The sequence below is a fragment of the Pseudomonas sp. 05N431 genome (assembly GCF_056397005.1).
Window position 1 is genome coordinate 196,191 of the sequence record NZ_JBFTMN010000003.1, and the last position, 24,631, is coordinate 220,821.

Consider the following 24,631-nt stretch of genomic DNA (forward strand, 5'->3'; position numbering starts at 1 on the left):
CACCATCGTTTCCGGGTAGAATGCTCGTTCGCATGCGGCCATGAGGGCTGCACGGGCGACTCACGGGGCCGCCCTCCATCCCTTTGTGTGGAAGATCCTGCCGATATGTTTGCGCCTTTGTTAAAGAAACTTTTTGGAAGCAAGAACGAGCGTGAAGTCAAACGCATGCTCAAGACGGTACAGATCGTCAATGCCTTCGAAGAGCAAATGGTGGCCCTTTCGGACGATCAGCTGCGCGCCAAGACTGATGAGTTCAAGGCCCGTATCGCCAAAGGAGAAAGCCTCGACAAACTGCTGCCTGAAGCCTTTGCGGTTGCCCGCGAAGCCGGCAAGCGGATTATGGGCATGCGCCACTTCGACGTTCAGTTGATTGGCGGCATGACCTTGCACGAAGGCATGATTGCCGAAATGCGTACCGGTGAAGGCAAGACCCTGGTGGCGACACTGGCGGTTTACCTGAATGCGCTGTCCGGCAAGGGCGTGCACGTTGTGACCGTGAACGACTACCTGGCTCGTCGTGACGCCAACTGGATGCGTCCGCTCTACGAATTCCTCGGCCTGAGCGTCGGCGTGGTAACGCCGTTCCAGCCGCCGGAAGAGAAGCGTGCTGCCTACGCCGCCGACATCACCTACGGCACCAACAACGAATTCGGTTTCGACTACCTGCGCGACAACATGGCGTTCAGCATGGAAGAAAAATTCCAGCGTGAACTCAATTTTGCCGTGATCGACGAAGTCGACTCGATCCTCATCGACGAAGCCCGTACCCCGCTGATCATTTCCGGTCAGGCCGAAGACAGCTCCAGGCTCTATATCGAGATCAACAAACTGATCCCGCAACTGGAACTGCATATCGAAGAAGTGGAAGGCGAAGTCACCAAGGCTGGTCACTACACCGTCGACGAGAAGACCCGTCAGGTCGAGCTCAACGAAGCCGGTCACCAGTACATCGAAGAAGTGCTGACCCGTATCGGCCTGCTGGCTGAAGGCGAGAGCCTGTACTCGGCGCACAACCTGGGCCTGCTGACCCACGTTTACTCCGGTCTGCGCGCGCACAAACTGTTCAATCGCAACGTCGAATACATCGTCCAGGACGGTCAGGTCGTACTGGTCGACGAACACACCGGTCGTACCATGCCGGGTCGCCGTCTGTCCGAAGGCCTGCACCAGGCTATCGAGGCCAAGGAAAACCTGAACATCCAGGCCGAAAGCCAGACCCTGGCGTCGACCACGTTCCAGAACTACTTCCGTCTCTACAGCAAGCTGTCCGGCATGACCGGTACGGCTGACACCGAAGCGTTCGAATTCCACCAGATCTATGGTCTGGCGGTGATGGTCATTCCACCGAACAAGCCGCTGGCGCGTAAAGACTACAACGACCTGGTGTTCCTCACCGCGGACGAGAAGTACGCTGCCATCGTTGCCGACATCAAGGAAAGCATGGCTCAGGGCCGTCCGGTTCTGGTGGGCACCGCGACCATCGAAACGTCCGAGCACATGTCCAGCCTGCTCGTGAAGGAAGGCATCGAACACAAGGTTCTGAACGCCAAGTTCCACGAAAAAGAAGCTGAAATCATCGCGCAGGCCGGTCGTCCCGGTGCACTGACCATCGCCACCAACATGGCCGGTCGTGGTACCGACATCCTGTTGGGCGGTAACTGGGAAGTGGAAGTCGCCTCCCTCGAAGATCCGACGCCCGAGCAGATCGCCCAGATCAAGGCCGACTGGCAGAAGCGTCACCAGCAAGTGCTCGAGTCGGGCGGTTTGCAGGTGATTGCCTCCGAGCGTCACGAATCGCGCCGTATCGACAACCAGCTGCGTGGTCGTGCCGGTCGTCAGGGTGACGCCGGTTCCAGCCGTTTCTACCTGTCGCTGGAAGACAGCCTGATGCGCATCTTTGCCTCTGACCGGGTGAAGAACTTCATGAAGGCCCTGGGCATGCAGCCTGGCGAAGCGATCGAGCACCGCATGGTGACCAACGCCATCGAAAAGGCTCAGCGCAAGGTTGAAGGCCGTAACTTCGACATTCGCAAGCAACTGCTCGAGTTCGACGACGTCAACAACGAACAGCGTAAAGTGATCTATCACATGCGTAACACGTTGCTGGCCGCTGACAACATCGGCGAAACCATTGCCGACTTCCGTCAGGACGTGCTCAACGCAACGGTCAGCGCGCACATTCCGCCGCAATCGCTGCCAGAGCAGTGGGACGTCGCCGGTCTGGAAGCGGCCCTGCAAAGCGACTTCGGCGTGACACTGCCGATCCAGCAATGGCTCGACGAAGACGATCACCTGTACGAAGAAACCCTGCGCGAGAAGCTGATGCACGAGCTGCTGGCGGCGTACAACGAGAAAGAAGAGCAGGCGAGCGCCGAAGCGCTGCGCACCTTCGAGAAGCAAATCGTGCTGCGCGTTCTGGACGACCTGTGGAAAGACCACCTGTCGACCATGGACCACTTGCGTCACGGCATCCACTTGCGTGGCTATGCGCAGAAGAACCCGAAGCAGGAATACAAGCGCGAGTCGTTCACGCTGTTCTCCGAGCTGCTGGATTCGATCAAGCGCGACTCGATCCGTGTGCTGTCGCACGTTCAGGTTCGCCGCGAAGATCCGGTCGAAGAAGAAGCGCGCCTGCGTCAGGAAGCCGAGGCATTGGCCGCACGCATGCAATTCCAGCACGACGAAGCCCCTGGCCTCGAACAGCCGGAGTTGTTGGGTGAGGAGGTCGATGTGGCCCTTGCTGCCGCTCCAGTGCGTAACGAACAGAAACTGGGTCGCAACGAACTGTGCTACTGCGGTTCGGGCAAGAAGTTCAAACACTGTCACGGCCAGATCAACTAAGATTTCTGCCAGACATTGAAATACCCGCGCCGCGACCGGCATCAGCCGTCGCGGCGTTTTACCATTTAAAACACCGATGCCAGGTTAAAAAGAACAGGGCGACGACGGTGCAGACATTACATTAAGAGGAGCGCTTTCATGGCTGTTGGTCTTGGTCCTTTGCCAACGTTGCACCCGGTTGCCGGTTTTGAACTCGGTATCGCTTCGGCCGGCATCAAGCGCCCCGGGCGCAAAGATGTCGTGGTCATGCGCTGCGCCGAAGGTTCCACGGTGGCCGGTGTGTTCACGTTGAACGCGTTTTGCGCGGCTCCCGTGATTCTGGCCAAACAACGTGTACAAGGTCCGGTACGTTACCTGCTGACCAACACCGGCAATGCCAACGCCGGTACCGGTGAGCCTGGTTTGGCTGCCGCCGAGCGCACCTGCGCCAAGCTGGCTGAATTGACCGGCGTCGACGCCAGTCTCGTGCTGCCGTACTCCACCGGCGTGATCGGCGAACCGCTGCCGGTCGAGAAGATCGAAGGCGCGCTGCAAGCTGCCCTCGACGACTTGTCGGAAAATAACTGGGAGGCTGCGGCCACCGGGATCATGACCACCGACACCCTGCCAAAGGGTGCAAGCCGGCAGTTCCAGCATGAAGGCGTGACTATCACCGTCACCGGTATCAGCAAAGGCGCCGGGATGATTCGCCCGAACATGGCGACCATGCTCGGTTACATCGCCACCGACGCCAAGGTTTCCCGCGAGGTGTTGCAGAACCTGTTGCTGGACGGCGCCAACAAGTCGTTCAACCGCATCACCATCGATGGCGACACCTCGACCAACGACTGCTGCATGCTGATCGCCACCGGTAAAGCCGCGCTGCCGGAAATCACCTCCGCCAGCGGTCCGCTGTTCGCGGCGCTGAAGCAGGCGGTGTTTGAAGTGTGCATGGACGTCGCCCAGGCCATCGTTCGCGATGGCGAAGGCGCGACCAAGTTCGTTACCGTTGAAGTCAACGGCGGCGGCAATCACCAGGAGTGCCTGGACGTCGGCTACACCGTGGCGCATTCACCATTGATCAAGACCGCGTTGTTTGCCTCCGATCCCAACTGGGGTCGTATCCTGGCAGCCGTTGGCCGTGCCGGCGTGCCGAACCTGGACGTGAGCAAGATCGACGTGTTCCTCGGTGAAGTCTGCATCGCCAGCCGCGGTGCCCGCGCCGCGACTTACACCGAAGCCCAGGGCTCGGCGGTAATGCAGCGTGAAGAAATCACCATTCGTATCGAGCTGGGTCGCGGTGATTGCAGCGAAACCATCTGGACCACTGACCTGTCCCACGAATACGTGAAGATCAACGCCGAATACCGCACGTAACCAGGATTTAGACCGAGTTGTCCCATTCGCGAGCAAGCCCGCTCCCACAGGAGATCTTCAGTGAACACAGTATTTGTGTACAACAGGATCAAATGTGGGAGCGGGCTTGCTCGCGAAGACGGACGACCAGACACTAGACATTCTGGCTTGTTCCCCTGACGAGAAGGCACCAAAACATGAGCCTCCACCTGATCATCGGCGACAAACTGTATTCCTCCTGGTCCCTGCGCGGCGCTCTGGCGCTGGAACTGGCCGGCGCGACCTACACCGAAGAACTGATCAAGCTGAACCAGCCGGACACCCGTGAACGCCTGCTCAAGCATTCGCCGACTGGCAAAGTCCCGTTGCTGAAAACCGAACACGGGACCATTGCCGACTCGTTGGCCATCGCCGAGTACCTGGTCGAGCGTTTCCCGAACGCCAACCTCTGGCCGAAGGATATTGCCGCCCGCGCCCAGGCCCGTTCGGCCTGCGCACAAATGCACAGCGGCTTCTTCGCCATGCGTGGCAACATGCCGTTTGACCTGAGCCATGATGCGCCGTTGTCGCCGATGCCGCCTGAAGTGCAGGTGGAGATCGAGCGGATGCTGGCGTTGTGGGCTGAATGCCGCGCGGTCGCAACCGAACCCGGTCCGTTCCTGTTCGGTAGCGTAAGCCTGGCGGACGCCTTCTTCGCCCCGATTGCCGTACGCCTGCGTACTTATCAAGTGGCGTTGCCGGCGGTTGATGCGGCTTATGTCGAGGCGATTTACCAATGGCCAGCCTTCAAGGCCTGGCAGAAAGCCGGTTTAGAGGAAATAGTGCGGTGAAACGAGTTCACGTAGCAGCGGCTGTCATCCGTGATGCCAGCGGCAAGATCCTCATCGCTCGCCGCGCCGATACCCAGCACCAGGGTGGCCTGTGGGAGTTTCCCGGCGGCAAGGTCGAGGACGGCGAAGCGGTGCAAGCCGCGCTGTCGCGCGAGCTGCAGGAAGAGTTGGGCATTGTGGTCAGTGCCGCTCGGCCATTGATCAAGGTTCAGCACGACTATCCGGACAAGCAAGTGTTGCTGGATGTCTGGGAGGTCTCGGCGTTTACCGGCGAACCTCATGGCGCCGAAGGCCAGCCTCTGGCGTGGGTAACGGCGCGTGAACTGCGCGACTACGAGTTTCCGGCCGCCAACCAGCCGATTGTGGCGGCTGCGCGTCTGCCAGGCGACTACCTGATCACCCCGGAAGGCCTGGAAACGCCGGCCCTGCTGCGCGGTATTCAGAAAGCCATCGCTGGCGGGATCAAGCTGATCCAGTTGCGTGCGCCTAATGGCTATGACCCGCAATACCGCGATCTGGCGGTGGATGCCGTGGGTTTGTGTGCCGGCAAGGCGCAACTGATGCTCAAGGGGCCGTTCGAGTGGTTGGGAGATTTCCCGGCCGCCGGTTGGCACCTCACCGCCGCGCAATTGCGCAAATACGCCAGCGCCGGGCGTCCGGTACCCGCCTCGCGCTGGTTGGCGGCGTCCTGTCACAACGCTGAAGAACTGAGCCTGGCCGAGCAGATGGGCGTGGACTTCGTCACCCTGTCACCGGTCCAGCCGACCCAGACTCACCCGGACGCGTCACCGCTCGGTTGGGAGCAGGCCTCGCAGTTGATTGCAGGGTTCAGCAAACCGGTGTTTCTGCTGGGTGGTGTTGGGCCTGCCGAACGGCAGAAAGCCTGGGAAGCGGGCGCGCAGGGCGTGGCGGGGATTCGGGCGTTTTGGCCTGAGGCCTGATTCTGCGGTGTGGCTACTGGCCTCATCGCGAGCAAGCTCGCTCCCACATTGGATTTGTGTACGCCTCGATCCACTGTGGGAGCGAGCTTGCTCGCGATGACGGCCTTACAGACGACAATTCTCTTCCGGGCTAAGCCTCAGGCTTCGCTGCTGCCTGCCACAAAATCTCCGCAATCCCCTGGCGCTTGGCAATCAGCCGGGCCGCCACAAACAACAGGTCCGACAAGCGATTGATGTACGCCAGGCCAACCCCGGCCAAGGGCTCCAGCGCATTCAAATGCTGACAACGCCGCTCGGCACTGCGTGCCAGGCTGCGGCAGACGTGGGCTTGGGCAATCAAGGCTGAACCGCCGGGCAGTATGAAGTTCTCCAGCGGTCCCAACTCTTCGTTCCAGACATCGATCGCCGCCTCCAGGCGTTCGACTTCTGCGGCATTCAAGGCCTGATACACCGGCATTGCCAGTTCGCCACCCAAGTCGAACAACCGGTGCTGACACGGCTCTAGCACCTCGATCACCTCCGCCAGGCCAGGATGGGTGTGGCGTTGCTCGGCCAAGCCAGCCAGCAGCAATCCCAACTGACTGTTCAGCGTATCGACTTCGCCGATGGCCTCGACCCGCGGATGGTCCTTCGGCACGCGGCGACCGTCGCCAAGCCCGGTTTCACCTTTGTCGCCGGTGCGGGTGTAAATCTTCGACAAACGAAAACCCATGCTTAGCGCTCCAGTTGTTTGAGTTCGTGAGAGGCGAGCGGCGTAGTGCCCGCCAATGGCAGGCGCAAGGTGAAGCACGTGCCTTGGCCGAGGGTCGATTGCACTTCCATCTGACCCTTGTGGTTGTTGGTGATGATGAAGTACGACACCGACAATCCGAGGCCGGTGCCCTGGCCGATTTCCTTGGTGGTGAAGAACGGTTCGAAGGTGCGTTTGCGCACGTTCTCGCTCATGCCGACGCCGTTATCCTCGACCTGGATTTCCGCCCATGGCGGATTCAGTCGGGTGCGCAGAATGATGCGTCCCGGTTCTGTGGCGTCTTCGCGTTGGTGAATCGCCTGAGCAGCGTTTTTCAGCAGGTTGAGCAGCACTTGTTCCAGTTCGTTGGCGGTGCCGGGCACTGGCCCCAGTTGCGGGTCGAACTGACGAATGATGGCCTGGCCCTTGAAGTCGAAGCCGATGGCCAGGTCGAAGTCGTTGCTGGCGATCTCCACGGCTTGATCAATCAATGCCGGCAGGTCGCACGGGGCCATCTGGCGGTTGCTGCGACGACTGAAACTGAGCATGTGGGTGACGATTTTCGCGGCCCGGGCGCCGGCCTGTTGAATGCCGTCGAGCAGTTGCGGTACTTCGCGGCTTTGCAGGTAGCGATTGACGCTGTCCAGTTCGATGCCGATCTGTTCGGCGGTTTCGATGTTCTTCGGCAGGTCGGCCGACAAGCGCCGGCGAATGTTCTGCACGTTGTGCAGGATCGCTCCCAGGGGGTTGTTGATTTCGTGGGCCATGCCAGCGGCGAGGCCGCCGACCGAGAGCATCTTCTCCGACTGCACCATCATTTCTTCAAGGGACAGGCGCTGGGTAATGTCGTCGATCCGGATCACCACGCCGCGTCCGGCACCGCCCATCAACGGATAAAAAGTCAGTGCGTAATGCTTGGGCTCATCGTCCTTGACCCAGGTGACGCGCTCGATCTTGACCACGCTGTGCTGCTCGACGGTTTCCTTGAGCTGCGGCAGGAACGGTTTCAGCGGTTCAAAGGCGAGGAAGATCGGCTGGTTCAGCGCTTCGTCCAGGCGCGTACCGGAAAGCGCGCTGGCCTCCTGATTCCATTGGGTCACGTAGAGCTGTTCATCGAGGGCGATCAGCGCCGAAGGCATCGAGTCGATGATGCTGTTGAGGTAGTTCTGGAAGCCGGTGAGTTTCTTCTCGATCTTGCTCCGCACCTGGACTTCCAGTTCCAGTTTGCGGTTGGTATGACGGGTTTCTTCGGCCAGGCCCTGGGCCTGGTCGTAGGCGGCCTGGGAGTCGTCCCGAGCGCGCTTGAGTTGTTGTTCACGGGCTTCGATGCGCGAGAGCATGGTGTTGAAGGCTTCGGCAAGGCTGCCGATTTCGTCGTGGTTACCGCGAGATGCGCGCAAGGCGTAGTTTTCTTCGCGAGTCACCTGCCGGGACAATTCTTCGAGTTCATGGATCGGTCGGGTGATCAGGCGTTTGATCTGCCGGGCAATCACCAGCCACAGCAGCACGCTGAAAATCAGGATTCCGAGGCTGGCAGTCAGGGTGCCGGTGTAGAAAGCCATCGGCAATTCGCTGCTGGCCACCAGCAGCAGATGGCCGGGCGCCTCGCCGGGGCGCAGCAGGGTTATCAGCTGATTGCTGCGAAATTCGGTGGCCTGCCAGGCTTCGATATTGCGGTAGTGCTCGGGTAACTTGAGTTTTTCGCCGTGCTGCGCCTGGGCCAGGCGCAGGCCTTTGCCGTCATACAATGCCGCAGCTCGCAGCGGTGAATAGCTGTTGAGTTCGTTGAGCAGCCTCTGGGCTTCTTCGGGAGAGTTGAGCGCCTGGGCGGCGATGGACGGATTGGCCACCAGCCGGCCGATGGTCTGCAAGGCCTGCGGGGCCATGCTTTCCTGGGAGATCCAATAGGCGGCGCTGATAAAGGTCAGGTTGGCCACCAGCAACACGGTGGTCAACAGCACCAACAGGGCGGCCAGCAGTTTCTGGCCGACCGGCAGGTTTTCAAGGCGCTGGCGCAATGGCATTGGGGTCGTCGCTACAAAGGAACAGGAAGGCAGCGTAGCCGTTGCTCAGTCGCTGGGCAATCCGCGTGCATGCAGGTGCGTAATCAGCCGCGCCTGCAATTGGTTGAGGTGCGGCAGCACCAGTTGGTGCCTCGACGCAACGGCGCAGGCGTGCCCGAGCAGGTAGCTGATCTCGGTTCGGCGTTGATTGGCGACGTCCTGGTACATCGACGAGAAGTTGGCTGCAGTCGCTTGAATCACCCGCTCGACTTCCTGCTGCAGGTTTTGCGCAGCGTCCGGCTGACCGCAACGCTCCAGCAGCTCGCTCAGCTCGGCACAGAGGGTGGCGACCTCGCAATGGTGTTGCTGCAAGCCGCCGTTGCGGCAGTCATGCAGCACGGTCAGGGGGTTGATTGCGCAATTGAGCGCGAGTTTGCGCCACAAACGGGTCAGGATGTCCGTGCTCCATTCGTGGGGGATGCCGGCGGCGCTCAGGTCATCCAGCCAGATCGGCGGGGTAGGGTGGCTGGCATCGCCGAGCCAGGTGTAGCCATGGCCGGCAAACACCACGCGCCATTCGTCATCGCGAAACGCGCCTTCGGTGCTTGAGGCGAAGATGCAGCGCGCCTGCGGGACACGCGCGGCGACGGCGTCCTGACTGCCGAGGCCGTTCTGCAACAGAATCAGCTCGGCGTTGGGGGCAAGACGCGGTGCCAGTTGTGCCACCGCACTTTCGGCGTCGTAGGCTTTGCAGGCCACCAGCAAGCGGTCTATCGGACCACCGTCGTCGACAGTCTCGCCGGGAATCGCATAACGCTGCGCTTCGCCTTGTTCGACCAGGGTCAGCCCGCCGGCGGCCTGATAGGCCTGCAAGCGCGCCGTGTCGCGCAGAATCAGTTTCACCGGCAGGCCAGCGCGTGCCAGGCGTGTGGCCCACAGGGTGCCCAGGCTGCCGGCGCCAAGGACGTGCCAGGTGGTCGACATCAGTTTTTTGCTCGGATTGGCAGACGCATGTGAGGCTCGCAGCGTAGGAAGGTAAAGACCCGTTATAATCAGCGCGGATTTTAACCGCAAGCCAGGTGTGCTCCATCTCTATTGAGCGTGCCCTTTTTATTGGAGAGATTACATGCCGTCGTTCGACGTGGTATCCGAACTGGACAAACACGAACTCACCAACGCGGTCGAGAACGCCGTCAAGGAACTCGACCGTCGTTATGATTTGAAAGGCAAGGGCAGCTTCGAGTTCAAGGAAAAGGACCTGACGGTCAATCTGACCGCCGAGGCTGACTTCCAGCTTGAAGCGATGATCGAGATCCTCAAGCTGGCATTGGTCAAGCGCAAGATCGATGTGCAGTGCCTTGAGGTAAAAGACGCCTATGCTTCCGGCAAGCTGATGAAGCAGGACGCCGTGCTCAAGGAAGGTATCGACAAGGAGTTGGCGAAGAAGATCGTTGCTCACGTCAAAGACGCCAAGCTCAAGGTCCAGGCCGCCATCCAGGGCGAGCAGGTACGGATCACCGGCAAGAAGCGTGACGACCTGCAGGAGGCCATTGCGGCACTGCGCGCCAAGGAATTTGGCATGCCGCTGCAGTTCAACAACTTCCGCGACTGATCAGTCTTCAGGGAACCTCCGGGCGTTAATGACGTCCGAGGCCCATGTAACGGCAGAAACGATTGAGCCATCATCCTTGGTTCGGTCTTTCTGCCGTGCAGTTTTTACGTGCCGGGTAGCCGGGAATCAGGAGAGATAAATGGACATAAATGCTGAAGTGGACAACCTGGTCAAGGCTTCCCAGGCCTGGGTCCCAATGATCATGGAATACGGCAGCCGTGTGCTGCTGGCGGCCGTTACCCTGGCCATTGGCTGGTGGCTGATCAACAAGCTGACCCACAAGGTTGGCAAACTGCTGGCCCTGCGCAATGCTGATCTGGCGTTGCAGGGGTTTATGAGCAGCCTGGCGAACATCATCCTCAAAGTGCTGCTGATGGTCAGCGTCGCGTCGATGATCGGTGTTGAGACCACCTCGTTTGTCGCGGCCATCGGTGCTGCCGGTCTGGCGATCGGTCTGGCATTGCAAGGCAGCCTGGCGAACTTCGCTGGCGGGGTGCTGATTCTGTTGTTCCGTCCGTTCCGTATCGGTGACGTGATCGAAGCCCAGGGCATTACCGGTACAGTCGATAGCATTCAGATCTTCCACACCCTGCTGCGCACTGGCGACAACAAAACCGTCATCGTGCCCAACGGTAATCTGTCGAACGGCATTATCACCAACCACAACCGTCAGCTGACCCGTAAAGTGGTGTTTGACATCGCTGTGAATTACGACGCCGATTTGCAGAAGGCGCGTGAAGTGCTGCTGGAATTGGCCAAGGATGAGCGCGTGATGGCGGATCCTGCGCCGGTAGCAGTGGTCTCGACCCTGGGCGACAGCTCGATCACGGTTTCCCTGCGCGTCTGGGTGAAAACTGCCGATTACTGGGATGTGCTGTTCCAGTTCAATGAACACGCCCGCGATCGTTTGAAGGCGGCAGGGATTGATATTCCGTACCCGCAACGAGTGATTCGTATGGTTCAGGAAACGGCGTAACCAATGCCGGTTTATTACTTGGCTTTTTGGTCAAGTATCGGTAACGAACTCAAGGGGCGATAAGCCCCTTGAGTGTTTTTACAGTCTGCTGTTTTGTTGTGCTGAAATTGGAATGGAGTGCTGGCTTATTATTAGCTGGCTATTAATTAAAGTTGATTTCGTGCTGTCATCAAGCAGACATAAAAAAAGGCCCATCAGTGATGGGCCTTCTTTATATCAAGCGAACAACTGTAGTCGTAGCGATTACAGGATGTTCAGCGGGTACTCGGTGATCAGGCGGAACTCGTCGATATTGCCTTCGGCCTGGTCAGTATTACCTCTGTGCCAAGCTTGGCGAGCACGGAAGGACAGGTCCTTGAGTGGGCCAGTCTGGACAACGTACTTGGCTTCCAGGTTGGTCTCGTTGTGACGACCGTCTTCGCCGTAGCCGTAGGCACGGTAAGGGCTGTCAGCAGCCATCTTGGTGCCGTCGATGCCTTGACCGTGAGCATAACGAGCCATGAAGCTCAGGCCTGGAATGCCGTATTCGGCCATTTTCAGGTCGTAACGTACTTGGACGGATTTTTCTTCAGGGCCGTTGAAGTCAGAGTACTGAATCGAGTTGGCCAGGAAGATCGAGTCGCCGCCGCGGTTGTTATCGCCTACACCGATGTAGTCGAATGGTGTATCACCGTGGACCTGCTGGAAGGCCAGAGTAACGGTGTGCGCCTTCAGGAAGGAGTAGGCCGCTGCCAGCGAGTAGGTGGTGTTGTCGATTTTGCCTGCTTTCGCTGCACCGGTATCGTTTGTCTGATACAGGTTGAAGTCGAAGTTCAGGGACTGGTCAGTCGCCAACGGAATGGTGTAGTTCGCGTTGCCGTAGTACTGGGTCCAGGTGTCCTGGAACTTGGCACCGTAGAGCGAAACGCTCAGGTTGTCGTTGATGCCGTATTTACCACCCAAGTAATCAGCAGCTTCGACCTTGGTGCCAGCGTACTGGGTCCAAAGCTCGCCATTGTGACGGGTTTGGTCCTGGCTGCTACCGCCGGTGAAGTGACCGGCTTCGACATCGAGGTTTTTGATCTCGCTGCTCTGCAGTTGGAAACCGCTGGCAGTTTGCGAGAACATACGGGAGCCGCCAACAGCGAATACCGGGGCGGTGGAAGGTACGAAGTCACCCACTTTCAGCTCGGTTTTGGAGATGCGCACCTTCAGTGCTGCACCCGCTTTACCCATTTCGCTGTTGACGTCTCTATGACCGTTGCTGTCCCGGGTGGTGCTGCGGCTCATGTTGCCCGTACCCGACTGCGCGTCTGTGCCGTCCAGTTTAAAGGCGTAATCGCCGTAGGCTTCAACGCCCACACCAACGGTGCCCTGGGTATAGCCAGAGTTGAACTTGCCCAGTACGCCCTGAGTCCAGTCTTTCTGGTCTTCAGCGCCATTTTTGTTGTTGCGGTTGAAGTAGTAGTTCTTCAGTACCACGCCAGCCGAGGCGCCTTCAACGAAACCTTTTGCGTCAGCCTGGTCGGTTACAAACGGGTCGGCCATAGCGACTTGAGTGCCGGTAGCTGCAGTAACAGCCAGGGCGATCATGCTCCACTTCATCACGCGCATCGTGATTTGCTCCTTTGGTTTTAGAAGAGTACTGCCGTCCCACCTGATTTATTATCTGGGCGGCTCTTTCTTTTTGTGTCGGCGCAAACTTATATCACGCCGACAATGTTGGCGATACTTGCGTATCTAACCTTTCAGCTTCTTTACGGCCCTGTCGCAAAATGCGCTGTAGAGGTCGTAATTTCACAAATTTTTTGCCTTTGGACTGACAACTTCAGCGTTGTTTTCCAAGGCTTCAGTATCAGAAAAAGAAATCCCTGTCCTGCACTTGAAGCTCCCTGGGCAGCCATGCCGCTATTGTTATGAGCCTTAAGGTTCCGACTTCCAGCGGATGCCTTACAGGCGATGTGTGTATGAATGCAACAAGCGTGCACAAATCGGCTTTTTGTTGCCGGCTTTTTCAAAAAAAACCGCCTTAATGACTAAAGCCCCATAAAGCCGGGGCTTTCAAGGCCGATTTGTTTGAGCTTGACTCCGTGGTTCTTCTGGTGTTGCACCACGAAGGAGCATGGGTAACAGCACTAGAATGTTACTGGTTCACCCTCCCTGGTGAGTAGACGGCGGATGCTCGACGGTTTCAGCGTAGACGCACTGTGCAGATTTGGTGCAAAAAATTTTCAAGGCTGTACGAAATTCGTACAACGAAGACCTCGAATGCAGATCTACATTCGCTGATAGGTCGTTGATTTTTTGACGAAGCGCCGAGGTCTGGTGCTGAGGTGGTGCGTCGAGAATGAAAATGTTCAGTGTCGGGGCGCTCGTGCGTTGAGCGTTTGTATCGGGTCGTCCGGCTCGGGGGCTGTGTGCCCTGTTTTTTCGCAGTGAACCGTGCGGCGTTCGCGGGTATGCTGCTGTTATATACGGGCGGTTAGCCTTCGGGCTGGGCGCTAAACTGAGTCTCATGCAAAGTGCGGGAGTGCGCGCGGTGTTCGCCTTAGATCCACGACTTGAACAAGACACCCTGCCGATTGGGGATTTCCCACTAAGTCGGTTGTTGCTGTCCAATGATTCGAATTACCCCTGGTTTATCCTGGTACCGCGTCGTGAGGATATCAGCGAGTTGTTTCAACTGGATGTCGCCGACCAGCAGCAGTTGTGGCGGGAAACAACCGAGTTGGCCGAAACGCTCAAGGATTCGTTCGATGCCGACAAGTTGAATGTCGCGACCTTGGGTAATGTTGTCAGTCAGCTACACATGCATGTCATTGTGCGTAAGCGCGATGATGTCGCCTGGCCAGCCCCGGTTTGGGGCAAACACCCGGCCAAGCCTTACAGTGCCGAAGAAGTGGCAGTAATTCGCGAACGGCTGCGTTTGGTTTTGACCGATGACTTCACGTTTCTGGAGGGCTGAACCATGAGCCTGGAAGAACGCGTTACCGAACTTGAAAGTCGTCTGGCGTTTCAGGATGACACGATTGAAGCGATGAATGATGTGCTGGTGACACAGCAGCGAGTGGTCGAGCGCTTGCAGTTGCAAATGGCAGCGTTGCTCAAGCGCCAGGAAGAGATGGTCGGTCAGTTCGAGTCTTTCGAAGAAGAGGCTCCACCACCGCATTACTGAGTGCCGGCTGTGGCGACACATCGGCAGGCGATAAAAAAACCGCGATGCAGCCAGGCTGCATCGCGGTTTTTTAGTGTGGGCGCAGCAGTACTGAAATCAGCGACGCGGCAACGCGGCGATCACGTCTTCAGCTTGCAGGCCCTTGTCACGGTTCATGACGGAGAACTCCACGCGCTGGCCTTCGACCAGGACGCGGTGACCTTCACCACGGATTGCACGAAAGTGCACAAAAATATCGTCTCCGGAATCGCGAGAAATGAAACCGAAGCCTTTGGAGGTGTTGAACCATTTGACGGTGCCGGTATCACGATTGGTCATGTCGTAATTTTGCGTAGCGGCAGCAGGAGAAGATTTATAAAAGCTGATGGCCAGGTGCAGAAGTACGGCGACCAGGGCGACGATGAGGCTAAGCAGAACTGCGGGCTGACCACCAATGACCGGCATCGGTGCGAGGAGGGTCAGGGTTTGCACGACAACGGCAAGCACCAGCAAGGCGCTGACCAGATTTTGCAGTTGGTGACGTGGACCTTTGTTCCAGTAAGGGATAACCGGCGCGAGGGTCAGGTTGAGCAAGCCGAAGAACGCCAGGTACAGCGCGTCAGGTTGTTGCAGGTAAGGTAAGGCTTCGGTTCGCAAGCTGGGGATAAAGGACAGCAGCAGAGCCGCTGCGCCCGTTAGCAGGTGGACGATTTTCAACATTTTGATTAACTCACGTTAAGACGGATCACAAGGAAGAGCTGATTGAGCACGGTTCGCTTCTGAACAATGGGAGGCGCTGGACACGTACCCGGTATCAGCCTATGCGCTGCACCCAGGGAAATAGAGGCAGCGACACGCCTCTATTTAACAGCAAAGCCCTGGCCTTCTCAAATCAAGTGCAGAGGGCGTGGCAGCGGGGGAGGGAGGCGGTTTGTGCGGTACTGTCTGCAGGTGTTGCCTGAAGGCTTGTTCTAGAGAGCTCGATCGGCTTTTTGGCTTGCTGTGGGCAGAGAAAACGCCTTGAGTTCGTGGATTCAGGGCGTTTTTCTACTATAGAGGGGAAAGAGGTGCGCGAGTGCCAGATGGTACCCGGTGCCGTCAGTGCTTCTCCTGTCCGTGGTCTGAGATGCTTCTCTGATAGGGCGACGTCCGAGCATTTTTCGGCTTTTTTCGCTCGGTGGTTTTGACTTTTCCTGCGCTGAATTTCTGCTTTATAGACAGATGTAGGACCGTGTTAATGGTCTCCCTAAAGTTGTTGGCTTGTCCTACGTTGATGGTCATAAAGTCATCTGGATATAACTATCCGCCTGCGTTTCTATAAGGAAACAGAGGGTTGCTCTCGTTGAAAGCAAGTATGACAAAGGAGTGTCAACGGTATGAGTCAAGGAATAGGGCAAGGGACAATCGAAGTCGCTCGGTTTCAAGATGTAAGGCAGGAGGGGAAGAGAGATCCTTTTGTCCGGGAGTTTGATATGGGATTGGCGCGCCCGTTGTCCCGATCGGTGCGTTTGAATGGATTTGCCACCTGTTTGCGCCTTGAGCAGGTCTATTGGGACATTTTGACCCGGATGGCGAAAATCAATTGTTGCTCGGTGAGCGCTTTGCTTTCCTACGTTGATAGAGAGGTGCACCTGCGTCATGGCGGGGTGAAAAATTTCAGCGGGCTGGTCCGGGTGGTGTGCGTTGTGCACAGTTTGAATGAGGACGCCTGTAGCGTTGAATGACGTGCGGCTACGTGATGGGGACGGCTCGTGTGGTCAGGCGTCATCCGGTTGAGCATACGCCTGTGCAGTGTTACGGCTGCACAGGCTCGATTTAATGGATATAATCCCGCCCTTTGCCGCGAAACCCGACGTTTGCGCGGTAATAATCTGATTGCCGAGACAACCCCATGCCGATGTACGACTATCAATGTGCTTCCTGTGGTCATCAGTTGGAAGCCATTCAGAAGATCAGCGCAGCACCGTTGGTCGACTGCCCTGCCTGCCAGGTACCCGAGCTTAAGAAAATGCTGTCCATGCCAGGCTTCCGCCTCAGCGGCACCGGCTGGTACGAGACCGATTTCAAAACCGGTTCGAAGAAGAATCTGGCCGGCGGCGACAAAGCTGACTAAGTTGAACGACACGCGTGAGCTCTTGCATCATCAGGCACCTTATTGAAGTGTGGTGGTGCGGCAAGGCCTCCAAACGAATTTCGAATTACGAGAAGTGAAACCACTACCATGATGCGCAGCCATTATTGCGGCCAACTGAACGAAAGCCTGGAAGGTCAGGAAGTTACTCTTTGCGGATGGGTCCACCGTCGTCGTGACCACGGCGGGGTGATCTTCCTCGATATCCGTGATCGTGAAGGTCTGGCCCAGGTGGTATTCGATCCGGATCGCGCCGACACCTTCGCCGCCGCCGACCGTGTGCGCAGCGAATACGTGGTCAAGATCACCGGTAAGGTGCGCCTGCGTCCAGCCGGTGCCGGTAATGCCAACATGGCTTCGGGCATGATCGAAGTGCTGGGCTACGAGCTGGAAGTATTGAACGAAGCGGAAACCCCGCCGTTCCCGCTCAACGAGTTCTCCGACGTTGGCGAAGAAACCCGCCTGCGTTATCGCTTCATCGACCTGCGTCGTCCGGAAATGCTCGAGAAGCTGCGCCTGCGTTCGCGCATGACCACCAGCATCCGTCGCTACCTGGACGAGAACGGCTTCCTCGACGTAGAGACGCCGATCCTGACCCGTGCCACCCCAGAGGGTGCGCGTGACTATCTGGTACCGAGCCGTACTCACGCTGGTAGCTTCTTTGCCTTGCCGCAATCGCCGCAGCTGTTCAAGCAACTGCTGATGGTCGCCGGCTTCGACCGTTACTACCAGATCGCCAAGTGCTTCCGCGACGAAGACCTGCGTGCCGACCGTCAGCCGGAATTCACCCAGATCGACATCGAGACCAGCTTCCTCAACGAAGCCGAGATCATGGGCCTGACCGAGGGCATGATCCGCAACCTGTTCAAGGAAGTGCTGGGTCTGGAATTCGGTGAGTTCCCGCACATGACCTGGGACGAGGCCATGCGTCGTTACGGTTCCGACAAGCCGGACCTGCGTAACCCGCTGGAACTGGTTGACGTTGCCGACCAGCTCAAGGAAGTCGACTTCAAGGTCTTCAGTGGCCCGGCCAACGACCCGAAAAGCCGTATCGCCGCTCTGCGCGTTCCGGGCGGGGCGAGCATGCCGCGCAGCAAGATCGACGACTACACCAAGTTCGTCGGCATCTACGGTGCCAAGGGCCTGGCGTACATCAAGGTCAACGAGCGCGCGAAGGGCGTTGAAGGCCTGCAGTCGCCAATCGTCAAGAATATCCCTGAAGCCAACCTCAATGTGATCCTCGATCGCGTTGGCGCGGTTGATGGCGACATCGTGTTCTTCGGTGCCGACAAGGCCAAGATCGTCAGCGAGGCGCTGGGCGCACTGCGGATCAAGGTCGGTAACGACCTGAATCTGCTGACCTGCGAGTGGGCACCGATGTGGGTTGTCGACTTCCCGATGTTCGAAGAGAACGACGACGGCAGCTTCACCGCCTTGCACCACCCGTTCACCGCACCGAAGTGCACGCCAGAAGAGCTCGAAGCCAACCCGGCGACCGCTCTGTCCCGTGCCTACGACATGGTGTTGAACGGTACCGAGCTGGGTGGCGGTTCGATCCGTATCCACCGCAAGGAAATGCAGCAATCGGTCTTCCGTCTGCTGGGTATCAGCGAAGCGGAACAGGAAGAGAAATTCGGCTTCCTGCTCGACGCCCTGAAATACGGCGCGCCGCCGCACGGTGGCCTGGCTTTCGGCCTCGACCGTCTGGTGATGCTGATGACCGGCGCCCAGTCGATCCGTGAAGTGATCGCCTTCCCGAAAACCCAGAGTGCTGCCTGCGTCATGACTCAGGCTCCTGGCCTGGTCGATGCCAAGGCGCTGCGCGAGCTGCACATTCGTCTGCGCGAACAGCCTAAGGCTGAGTAAAACTGAGCACCCTGGCACATCGCTCGATGCGCCAGGGTGTCAGATCCAGATTGTGTTGCCCGCTCGCCTTCATGGGCGTGCGGGCATTGTTTTATAGAGAATTGTTTTAAAGAGAATTTGGAGCGAGTTATGGCGGGTCATTCCAAGTGGGCGAACATCAAGCACCGCAAAGAACGTCAGGATGCCAAGAAGGGCAAGATTTTCACCAAGTGGATTCGTGAACTGACTGTCGCGGCCCGTCAGGGTGGCGGTGATCCGGGCTCCAACCCGCGTTTGCGTCTGGCGCTGGATAAAGCCCTTGGCGCGAACATGAGCCGTGACATCATCGATCGCGCAGTCGCTCGTGGTGCTGGCGCTGCCGACACCGACGACATGGTCGAGCTGAGCTACGAAGGTTATGGTCCGGGCGGCGTAGCGGTGATGGTCGAGTGCATGACCGACAACCGCAACCGCACCGCAGCGGCTGTCCGTCACGCGTTCAGCAAATGTGGCGGCAACCTGGGGACCGACGGTTCGGTGGCCTACCTGTTCGAGCGCAAGGGGCAGATTTCCTTCGCGCCGGGCGTCGACGAAGACGCGTTGATGGAAGCCGCCATGGAAGCCGACGCCGATGATGTGGTCACCCACGAAGACGGCTCGATTGACGTGTTCACTTCGTTCGCTGGCTTCTACTCGGTTCGTAATGCCCTGGAAGCTGCTGGCTTCAAAGGTCATGACGCGGAAATCGTCATGCTGCCGACCACCAGTGCCGAACTGGACCTGGAAGGTGCCGAGAAAGTCCTCAAGCTGATCGACATGCTCGAAGACCTGGATGACGTGCAGAACGTTTACTCCAATGCGGATATTCCGGAGTCGGTGGCCGCGCAACTGGGCTGACGGGCGACGCAGATCTGCTGTGGGAGCCGGGCTTGCCCGCGATGACGTCGGCAGGCTCGACATTGATGTTGAATGTTCTACCGCTATCGCGGGCAAGCCCGGCTCCCACAGGGTTTTCGGCAGGGCTGCAAAATGTGCACCCGGCACAGCCTGCTCTGTGCTGGCCTCACTCTCTTAACCCGCAGGCGTTATGACTTTAATTCTTGGTATCGACCCCGGTTCGCGCATTACCGGTTACGGCGTGGTACGCGATACCGGTCGTGGCTGCGTGTACGTGGCCTCGGGCTGTATTCGTACCGGCAGCGGCGAGTTGCATGAGCGGCTGCAAATTGTTTACCGCGGTGTGCGTGAAGTTATCCAGACCTACGGCCCGGTCACCATGGGGATCGAAAAGGTCTTTATGGCCCGTAACGCCGACTCGGCCCTGAAGCTGGGCCAGGCCCGCGGCGCGGCCATCGTTGCCGGCGCCGAAGAAAACCTGGAAATCGCCGAATACACCGCAACCCAGGTCAAACAGGCGGTGACCGGGACGGGGGCGGCGAATAAAGAGCAGGTGCAGATGATGGTCATGCACATGCTGAAGCTGACCAGCAAACCGCAAATCGACGCCTCGGACGCCCTGGCAATCGCCATTTGTCATGCTCACACGCGATCCAGCCTGTTACCTCATGGTCTGGGCACGGCTCGCAGTCGCGGCGGTCGCCTTCGCCTCTGATCTGATAGCATCAGCCCCACTCATTTTGTCCGTTGAGCGTTTTGCGCCTGTTTTGTCGGCAACCACGCTCACTTTGGTACTCGTCAGCCAGTTCTGGCCAACGCTTAAGGATTTGAAACGTGATTGGACGTTTGCGCGGCACCTTGGCTGAGAAGCAGCCGCCGCACCTGATTCTGGATGTAAATGGTCTGGGCTATGAGCTGGAAGTGCCGATGACCACGCTTTATCGACTGCCGTCGGTCGGAGAGCCGATCACCTTGCACACCCATCTGGTTGTGCGTGAAGACGCACAGCTGCTCTACGGTTTCATTGGCAAGCGTGAGCGTGATTTTTTCCGTGAGCTGATCCGCCTCAATGGCGTGGGCCCCAAGCTGGCACTCGCATTGATGTCGAGCCTTGAAGTCGATGAGTTGGTGCGTTGCGTGCAAGCGCAGGACACCTCGGCGTTGACCAAGGTGCCGGGCGTCGGCAAGAAGACTGCCGAGCGTTTGCTGGTAGAGCTCAAGGATCGTTTCAAGGCTTGGGAAACTGTGCCGAGCATGTTCGCACTGGTGCCTAATCAGCCGGATGCGCCTATGCCAGTGGCCACCGCGGAAAATGACGCGGTGAGTGCGTTGATTTCCCTGGGCTACAAGCCGCAGGAGGCCAGCAAGGCGATTTCTGCCATCAAGGAGAAAGGCTTGAGCAGTGAAGACCTGATTCGTCGCGCCCTGAAGGGAATGATTTAAGTGATTGAAGCTGATCGTCTGATTGCCGCCACGGGTGGCCCCCGTGACCGCGAAGAAGTCCAGGACCGCGCGATTCGTCCCGTCAGCCTGGCCGAATACATTGGCCAGCCGACCGTTCGCGAGCAGATGGAACTGTTCATCCAGGCTGCCCGCGGGCGCAACGAATCCCTCGATCACACGTTGATCTTCGGTCCGCCGGGGCTGGGTAAAACCACCTTGGCCAACATCATTGCCCAGGAAATGGGCGTGTCGATCAAAAGCACCTCGGGGCCGGTCCTCGAGCGTCCGGGTGATCTGGCGGCGCTGCTGACCAACCTCGAACCGCATGATGTGCTGTTCATCGACGAGATCCATCGGCTGTCGCCGATTGTCGAAGAAGTGCTGTACCCGGCCATGGAAGACTTCCAGCTCGACATCATGATCGGTGAAGGGCCGGCGGCGCGTTCGATCAAGCTCGACCTGCCACCGTTCACCCTGGTCGGCGCCACCACCCGCGCCGGGATGCTGACCAATCCGTTGCGTGACCGTTTCGGTATCGTTCAGCGTCTGGAGTTCTATAGCACGGCGGATCTGGCGACCATCGTCAGTCGCTCGGCGAACATCCTCGGCTTGCCGCTGGACCCGGAGGGCGCCTTTGAAATCGCTCGTCGGGCCCGTGGTACGCCGCGTATTGCCAACCGCCTGTTGCGCCGGGTGCGTGACTTTGCCGAAGTCCGGGCGAAGGGGCATATCACTAAACCGATTGCCGATCTGGCGCTGAACCTGCTGGACGTCGACGAGCGTGGCTTCGATCACCAGGACCGGCGTCTGCTGCTGACCATGATCGAGAAGTTCGATGGAGGCCCGGTCGGGGTGGACAGTCTCGCGGCGGCAATCAGCGAAGAGCGGCACACCATCGAGGATGTGCTGGAGCCCTATCTGATTCAGCAAGGCTATATCATGCGGACCCCGCGTGGACGGGTAGTGACCCGGCATGCGTACCTGCATTTCGGTTTGAATATCCCGTCACGGTTAGGTGAAATGCCCGTGCCAGACGAGTTTCTTGATGCAGTAGACGAATGACGACCACTGCGTGCCGATTTATTTCGGCTTTGTGCGGTCCTACGGGACTGCAATTGCCGATCTTTCGCACGAAAGTCGTTCGAGAATGAAAAACAGTTGCCTGGCCGGATTGGCAACCTGAGGAGTAACCACTAGAGTATGCGCGCGCAAAACGGGCTTGAGTCGTTCGCACATCGTTGTCGCGTTTATTACGAGGACACCGATGCCGGCGGCATCGTGTATTACGTTAATTACCTTAAGTTTATGGAGCGGGCTCGAACCGAGCGGCTACGGGAGCTGGGCTTTGCCCAATCGCAGCTTGCTGGTGAGGACCTGTTGTTCGTCGTGCATTCCAGCGAAGCGCGCTATCACGCGCCGGCGCGACTGGACGACGAGCTTCTGGTAAGTGCAGAAGTAATCGAATTGAACCGCGTCAGCCTGCGCTTTAAACAGCAGGTCAGGCGAGCCGCGGATAATGCACTGCTCTGCGAAGGGCAGTTTTTGGTGGCCTGTGTGCGCACCCATAGTTTGAAACCCCGGGCCATTCCCGAAGCTCTACGTGCGGCCTTTGCCGGCGTGAGCGGCGCGGGTACACACTCAGAGCAGGAGATAAAGCGTGGAAGCTAACGTCGTCGACCATTCCTCCATGTGGAGCCTGGTCAGCAATGCCAGCGTTGTGGTGCAGTTGGTAATGCTGATCCTGGTAGCCGCATCGGTGACCTCGTGGATCATGATCTTTCAGCGCAGCAACTTGTTGCGCGCCGGTCGACGTGCCCTGGAGAGCTTTGAAGAGCGCTTCTGGTCCGGCATCGACCTGTCCAAACTCTACCGTCAGGCCGGCAGCAACCCTGACCCGGATTCCGGCGTAGAGCAGATCTTCCGTGCAGGCTTCAAGGAATTCTCCCGTCTGCGTCAGCAGCCAGGCGTTGATCCGGAAGCGGTCATGGAAGGTGTGGCACGTGCCATGCGCGTGGCCATTTCCCGCGAAGAAGAAAAGCTCGAGCAGAGCCTGCCGTTCCTTGCGACCGTCGGTTCCGTCAGCCCGTACATCGGCCTGTTCGGTACAGTCTGGGGCATCATGAACTCCTTCCGCGGCCTGGCAACTGCCCAGCAAGCGACCCTGGCCACCGTGGCTCCAGGTATTGCCGAGGCACTGGTTGCAACGGCAATCGGCCTGTTCGCGGCGATCCCGGCTGTTATCGCTTACAACCGTTTCTCTGCCCGCAGCGAAACCTTGCTTAGCCGTTACTACACCTTCGCCGACGAGTTCCAGGCGATCCTGCACCGCAAAGTGCACACCAGCGAAGAATAAGCAGGTAATTCCCAATGGCTTTAATCGCTCGAGCTCGCAAAAAGCGCAAGCCGGTTGCCGAGATGAACGTGGTGCCTTACATCGACGTGATGCTGGTACTGCTGGTCATCTTCATGGTGACCGCACCGATGCTCAATCAGGGCGTGAAAGTTGATCTGCCCAAGGTTTCCAGTGAAGCCTTGCCGCAAGACAACAACACCCAGGTCCTGACCATTTCGATCAAGGCTGACAAGACCTATTACTGGAACCTTGGCAGCGAAGTCGACACCGATAAGCAGCAGGACAGGGCCATGACCCTGCCGCAGATGACCAGCGCCGTGACCAAAATCATCAGCGCCGGTAATGAAAACGGCAAGCACACCCAGGTCTTCATTCGTGGCGACAAGAGCGTCGATTACGGCTCCGTCATGGGCGCCATGGGTGGGTTGCAGAAAGCCGGGGTCGGTAATGTTGGCTTGATTACCGAGGCGCCCTGATGCAGCAACAGCGAGAGCCGACAGCCTCGGAAAGCTACTTCTGGCCTAGTGTCTGGGCGATCGGCCTGCACGTGCTGGTGTTTGGCATGCTGTTCGTCAGTTTTTCCATGACCCCGGAACTGCCGCCGGCCAAGCCGATCGTCCAGGCGACCCTGTACCAACTGAAATCGAAAAGTCGGGCGACCACCCAGACCAATCAGAAGATTGCGGGTGAAGCGCAGAAATCTGCTGCGCGCCAGACCGAAGTCGAACAGATGGAACAGAAGAAGGTCGAGCAGGAAGCGGTGAAGGCTGCGGAACAAAAGAAAGAAGCGGCGGCTCAAAAAGCCGAGGAAGCCAAGAAGGCCGACGAGTCGAAGAAAGCGGAAGAGGCGAAAAAGGCTGATGAAGCCAAGAAAGCCGATGAAGCGAAGAAGACCGCCGAAGCCAAAAAGGCCGAACAGAAACAATTGGCTGATATAGCCAAGAAGAAAGCTGAAGAAGAAGCCAAGAAAGCCGCTGAAGAAGAGGCCAAGAAAGAGGCCGCTGAAGAAGCGAAGAAAAAGATAGTCGAAGACGCGAAGAAGAAAGCCGCGGAAGACGCCAAGAAGGTAGCTGAAGCAAACGAGGCGAAGAAAAAAGTCGCCGAGGAAGCGAAGAAGAAAGCTGCTGCCGATGCTGCGAAGAAAAAATCGCAGGAAGCGGCGCGTAAATCTGCCGAAGAGAAAAAGGCTCAGGCCCTGGCTGATTTGCTTTCCGACACTCCGCAGCGTCAGCAAGCCTTGGCCGATGAGCAGGGCGATGAAACCGCGGGCAGTTTCGATGATCTGATTCGTGCTCGGGCAGCGGAAGGTTGGGCTCGTCCTCCTTCGGCACGCAAAGGCATGACGGTCGTGCTGCAAATCGGCATGTTGCCCGATGGTACGGTGACTTCGGTCGGCGTGGCCAAGTCCAGTGGCGATGGTCCGTTTGACGCTTCGGCTGTAGCGGCGGTCAAGAATATTGGACGTTTGACAGAAATGCAGGGAATGAAACCGAGCGATTTCGCTCCCTATCGTTCATTCAAGATGACATTCACACCTGAGGATCTAGCCTTGTGAGAAACC

The 24,631-nt window shown here is 58.2% G+C and carries 24 protein-coding genes; 19 read left to right on the forward strand and 5 right to left on the reverse strand.

Going from position 1 to position 24,631, the window contains the following annotated elements:
* Positions 1 to 105 precede the first annotated feature (105 nt).
* The 4 genes from secA (at position 106) to AC1DIG_RS06345 (ending at position 5,947) form a co-directional block, all read left to right on the forward strand.
* On the forward strand, positions 106 to 2,841 hold the full coding sequence (secA, locus tag AC1DIG_RS06330) for a preprotein translocase subunit SecA (protein ID WP_477766602.1): 2,736 nt from the start codon (positions 106 to 108) through the stop codon (positions 2,839 to 2,841).
* A 138-nt stretch (positions 2,842 to 2,979) separates the two neighbouring features.
* Positions 2,980 to 4,197, forward strand: a complete 1,218-nt coding sequence (gene argJ, locus AC1DIG_RS06335; protein WP_054593724.1) for a bifunctional glutamate N-acetyltransferase/amino-acid acetyltransferase ArgJ — start codon at positions 2,980 to 2,982, stop codon at positions 4,195 to 4,197.
* A gap of 176 nt (positions 4,198 to 4,373) precedes the next feature.
* On the forward strand, positions 4,374 to 5,006 hold the full coding sequence (locus tag AC1DIG_RS06340; RefSeq protein WP_477766603.1) for a glutathione S-transferase family protein: 633 nt from the start codon (positions 4,374 to 4,376) through the stop codon (positions 5,004 to 5,006).
* Positions 5,003 to 5,947, forward strand: a complete 945-nt coding sequence (locus AC1DIG_RS06345; RefSeq protein ID WP_477766604.1) for a Nudix family hydrolase — start codon at positions 5,003 to 5,005, stop codon at positions 5,945 to 5,947. Before AC1DIG_RS06340 ends, AC1DIG_RS06345 begins: the two co-directional genes overlap by 4 nt.
* A gap of 130 nt (positions 5,948 to 6,077) precedes the next feature.
* Here AC1DIG_RS06345 and AC1DIG_RS06350 read toward each other — a convergent pair whose 3' ends face one another.
* From AC1DIG_RS06350 to AC1DIG_RS06360, 3 genes are read right to left on the reverse strand one after another with little or no spacing between them, the layout of a single operon-like run.
* Complete coding sequence (locus tag AC1DIG_RS06350; protein ID WP_477766605.1) at positions 6,078 to 6,659, reverse strand: cob(I)yrinic acid a,c-diamide adenosyltransferase; 582 nt, start codon at positions 6,657 to 6,659, stop codon at positions 6,078 to 6,080.
* Between the two features lie 2 nt (positions 6,660 to 6,661).
* Entirely contained in the window at positions 6,662 to 8,701 is a 2,040-nt protein-coding gene (locus AC1DIG_RS06355) for a sensor histidine kinase (protein WP_477766606.1), read from the reverse strand.
* 45 nt (positions 8,702 to 8,746) lie between these two features.
* Positions 8,747 to 9,664 carry a putative 2-dehydropantoate 2-reductase gene (locus AC1DIG_RS06360; RefSeq protein WP_477766607.1) on the reverse strand — a complete coding sequence of 306 codons (918 nt, stop codon included), beginning with the start codon at positions 9,662 to 9,664 and terminating at the stop codon, positions 8,747 to 8,749.
* A 142-nt stretch (positions 9,665 to 9,806) separates the two neighbouring features.
* Here AC1DIG_RS06360 and AC1DIG_RS06365 point away from each other — a divergent pair, with 142 nt between their 5' ends.
* Together AC1DIG_RS06365 and AC1DIG_RS06370 are read left to right on the forward strand one after the other, a co-directional pair.
* On the forward strand, positions 9,807 to 10,292 hold the full coding sequence (locus AC1DIG_RS06365) for a YajQ family cyclic di-GMP-binding protein (RefSeq protein ID WP_019693270.1): 486 nt from the start codon (positions 9,807 to 9,809) through the stop codon (positions 10,290 to 10,292).
* 139 nt (positions 10,293 to 10,431) lie between these two features.
* Positions 10,432 to 11,268 carry a mechanosensitive ion channel family protein gene (locus tag AC1DIG_RS06370; RefSeq protein WP_477766608.1) on the forward strand — a complete coding sequence of 279 codons (837 nt, stop codon included), beginning with the start codon at positions 10,432 to 10,434 and terminating at the stop codon, positions 11,266 to 11,268.
* Between the two features lie 243 nt (positions 11,269 to 11,511).
* Here AC1DIG_RS06370 and AC1DIG_RS06375 read toward each other — a convergent pair whose 3' ends face one another.
* On the reverse strand, positions 11,512 to 12,861 hold the full coding sequence (locus tag AC1DIG_RS06375; RefSeq protein ID WP_477766609.1) for an OprD family porin: 1,350 nt from the start codon (positions 12,859 to 12,861) through the stop codon (positions 11,512 to 11,514).
* 925 nt (positions 12,862 to 13,786) lie between these two features.
* Here AC1DIG_RS06375 and AC1DIG_RS06380 point away from each other — a divergent pair.
* On the forward strand, positions 13,787 to 14,212 hold the full coding sequence (locus tag AC1DIG_RS06380) for an HIT family protein (RefSeq protein ID WP_477766610.1): 426 nt from the start codon (positions 13,787 to 13,789) through the stop codon (positions 14,210 to 14,212).
* Positions 14,213 to 14,215: 3 nt separating this feature from the next.
* Positions 14,216 to 14,422 (forward strand): SlyX family protein, encoded by a 207-nt coding sequence (locus AC1DIG_RS06385; protein WP_123426650.1) that lies wholly within the window; start codon positions 14,216 to 14,218, stop codon positions 14,420 to 14,422.
* A gap of 96 nt (positions 14,423 to 14,518) precedes the next feature.
* On the opposite strand, the gene AC1DIG_RS06390 is transcribed toward AC1DIG_RS06385, so the two are convergent.
* Complete coding sequence (locus AC1DIG_RS06390; protein ID WP_401115883.1) at positions 14,519 to 15,121, reverse strand: cold shock domain-containing protein membrane protein; 603 nt, start codon at positions 15,119 to 15,121, stop codon at positions 14,519 to 14,521.
* Positions 15,122 to 15,777: 656 nt separating this feature from the next.
* Between AC1DIG_RS06390 and AC1DIG_RS06395 the strand changes: the two genes are divergently transcribed.
* From AC1DIG_RS06395 to tolA, 11 genes are all read left to right on the forward strand, one after another.
* Positions 15,778 to 16,125: a ribbon-helix-helix domain-containing protein gene (locus tag AC1DIG_RS06395; RefSeq protein ID WP_477766611.1), complete on the forward strand. Its 348-nt coding sequence runs from the start codon at positions 15,778 to 15,780 to the stop codon at positions 16,123 to 16,125.
* A gap of 167 nt (positions 16,126 to 16,292) precedes the next feature.
* Positions 16,293 to 16,514 (forward strand): FmdB family zinc ribbon protein, encoded by a 222-nt coding sequence (locus AC1DIG_RS06400; RefSeq protein WP_477766612.1) that lies wholly within the window; start codon positions 16,293 to 16,295, stop codon positions 16,512 to 16,514.
* A 108-nt stretch (positions 16,515 to 16,622) separates the two neighbouring features.
* Positions 16,623 to 18,398, forward strand: a complete 1,776-nt coding sequence (gene aspS, locus AC1DIG_RS06405) for an aspartate--tRNA ligase (RefSeq protein WP_019693262.1) — start codon at positions 16,623 to 16,625, stop codon at positions 18,396 to 18,398.
* 129 nt (positions 18,399 to 18,527) lie between these two features.
* Positions 18,528 to 19,274 (forward strand): YebC/PmpR family DNA-binding transcriptional regulator, encoded by a 747-nt coding sequence (locus AC1DIG_RS06410; RefSeq protein ID WP_071553665.1) that lies wholly within the window; start codon positions 18,528 to 18,530, stop codon positions 19,272 to 19,274.
* A gap of 190 nt (positions 19,275 to 19,464) precedes the next feature.
* A complete protein-coding gene (ruvC, locus tag AC1DIG_RS06415) occupies positions 19,465 to 19,989 on the forward strand; it encodes a crossover junction endodeoxyribonuclease RuvC (protein ID WP_019693260.1) in 525 nt (174 codons plus the stop codon).
* A gap of 119 nt (positions 19,990 to 20,108) precedes the next feature.
* Positions 20,109 to 20,717: a Holliday junction branch migration protein RuvA gene (gene ruvA / locus AC1DIG_RS06420; protein WP_427531680.1), complete on the forward strand. Its 609-nt coding sequence runs from the start codon at positions 20,109 to 20,111 to the stop codon at positions 20,715 to 20,717.
* The gene (gene ruvB / locus AC1DIG_RS06425; protein ID WP_054593713.1) at positions 20,718 to 21,779 is read left to right on the forward strand and encodes a Holliday junction branch migration DNA helicase RuvB; all 1,062 of its coding nucleotides are present in this window, start codon (positions 20,718 to 20,720) and stop codon (positions 21,777 to 21,779) included.
* A 138-nt stretch (positions 21,780 to 21,917) separates the two neighbouring features.
* Entirely contained in the window at positions 21,918 to 22,385 is a 468-nt protein-coding gene (gene ybgC / locus AC1DIG_RS06430; protein WP_427536112.1) for a tol-pal system-associated acyl-CoA thioesterase, read from the forward strand.
* On the forward strand, positions 22,375 to 23,070 hold the full coding sequence (gene tolQ / locus AC1DIG_RS06435; RefSeq protein ID WP_019693256.1) for a protein TolQ: 696 nt from the start codon (positions 22,375 to 22,377) through the stop codon (positions 23,068 to 23,070). The genes ybgC and tolQ overlap by 11 nt, the downstream gene beginning before the upstream one ends.
* Before the next feature lie 23 nt (positions 23,071 to 23,093).
* Entirely contained in the window at positions 23,094 to 23,546 is a 453-nt protein-coding gene (gene tolR, locus AC1DIG_RS06440; RefSeq protein WP_162174768.1) for a protein TolR, read from the forward strand.
* On the forward strand, positions 23,546 to 24,625 hold the full coding sequence (gene tolA, locus AC1DIG_RS06445) for a cell envelope integrity protein TolA (protein ID WP_477766613.1): 1,080 nt from the start codon (positions 23,546 to 23,548) through the stop codon (positions 24,623 to 24,625). Before tolR ends, tolA begins: the two co-directional genes overlap by 1 nt.
* Positions 24,626 to 24,631: the final 6 nt, after the last annotated feature.

Bases quoted from the DNA above. Each gene is read 5' to 3' on its own strand.
- aspS (WP_019693262.1), top strand. From the start codon at position 16,623: ATGATGCGCAGCCATTATTGCGGCCAACTGAACGAAAGCCTGGAAGGT.
- AC1DIG_RS06395 (WP_477766611.1), top strand. From the start codon at position 15,778: ATGAGTCAAGGAATAGGGCAAGGGACAATCGAAGTCGCTCGGTTTCAA.
- AC1DIG_RS06390 (WP_401115883.1), bottom strand. From the start codon at position 15,121: ATGTTGAAAATCGTCCACCTGCTAACGGGCGCAGCGGCTCTGCTGCTG.
- AC1DIG_RS06355 (WP_477766606.1), bottom strand. From the start codon at position 8,701: ATGCCATTGCGCCAGCGCCTTGAAAACCTGCCGGTCGGCCAGAAACTG.
- argJ (WP_054593724.1), top strand. From the start codon at position 2,980: ATGGCTGTTGGTCTTGGTCCTTTGCCAACGTTGCACCCGGTTGCCGGT.
- AC1DIG_RS06375 (WP_477766609.1), bottom strand. From the start codon at position 12,861: ATGCGCGTGATGAAGTGGAGCATGATCGCCCTGGCTGTTACTGCAGCT.
- ybgC (WP_427536112.1), top strand. From the start codon at position 21,918: ATGCGCGCGCAAAACGGGCTTGAGTCGTTCGCACATCGTTGTCGCGTT.
- AC1DIG_RS06400 (WP_477766612.1), top strand. From the start codon at position 16,293: ATGCCGATGTACGACTATCAATGTGCTTCCTGTGGTCATCAGTTGGAA.
- AC1DIG_RS06340 (WP_477766603.1), top strand. From the start codon at position 4,374: ATGAGCCTCCACCTGATCATCGGCGACAAACTGTATTCCTCCTGGTCC.
- tolA (WP_477766613.1), top strand. From the start codon at position 23,546: ATGCAGCAACAGCGAGAGCCGACAGCCTCGGAAAGCTACTTCTGGCCT.
- secA (WP_477766602.1), top strand. From the start codon at position 106: ATGTTTGCGCCTTTGTTAAAGAAACTTTTTGGAAGCAAGAACGAGCGT.
- ruvC (WP_019693260.1), top strand. From the start codon at position 19,465: ATGACTTTAATTCTTGGTATCGACCCCGGTTCGCGCATTACCGGTTAC.
- AC1DIG_RS06385 (WP_123426650.1), top strand. From the start codon at position 14,216: ATGAGCCTGGAAGAACGCGTTACCGAACTTGAAAGTCGTCTGGCGTTT.
- AC1DIG_RS06365 (WP_019693270.1), top strand. From the start codon at position 9,807: ATGCCGTCGTTCGACGTGGTATCCGAACTGGACAAACACGAACTCACC.
- AC1DIG_RS06360 (WP_477766607.1), bottom strand. From the start codon at position 9,664: ATGTCGACCACCTGGCACGTCCTTGGCGCCGGCAGCCTGGGCACCCTG.
- AC1DIG_RS06410 (WP_071553665.1), top strand. From the start codon at position 18,528: ATGGCGGGTCATTCCAAGTGGGCGAACATCAAGCACCGCAAAGAACGT.
- AC1DIG_RS06350 (WP_477766605.1), bottom strand. From the start codon at position 6,659: ATGGGTTTTCGTTTGTCGAAGATTTACACCCGCACCGGCGACAAAGGT.
- AC1DIG_RS06370 (WP_477766608.1), top strand. From the start codon at position 10,432: ATGGACATAAATGCTGAAGTGGACAACCTGGTCAAGGCTTCCCAGGCC.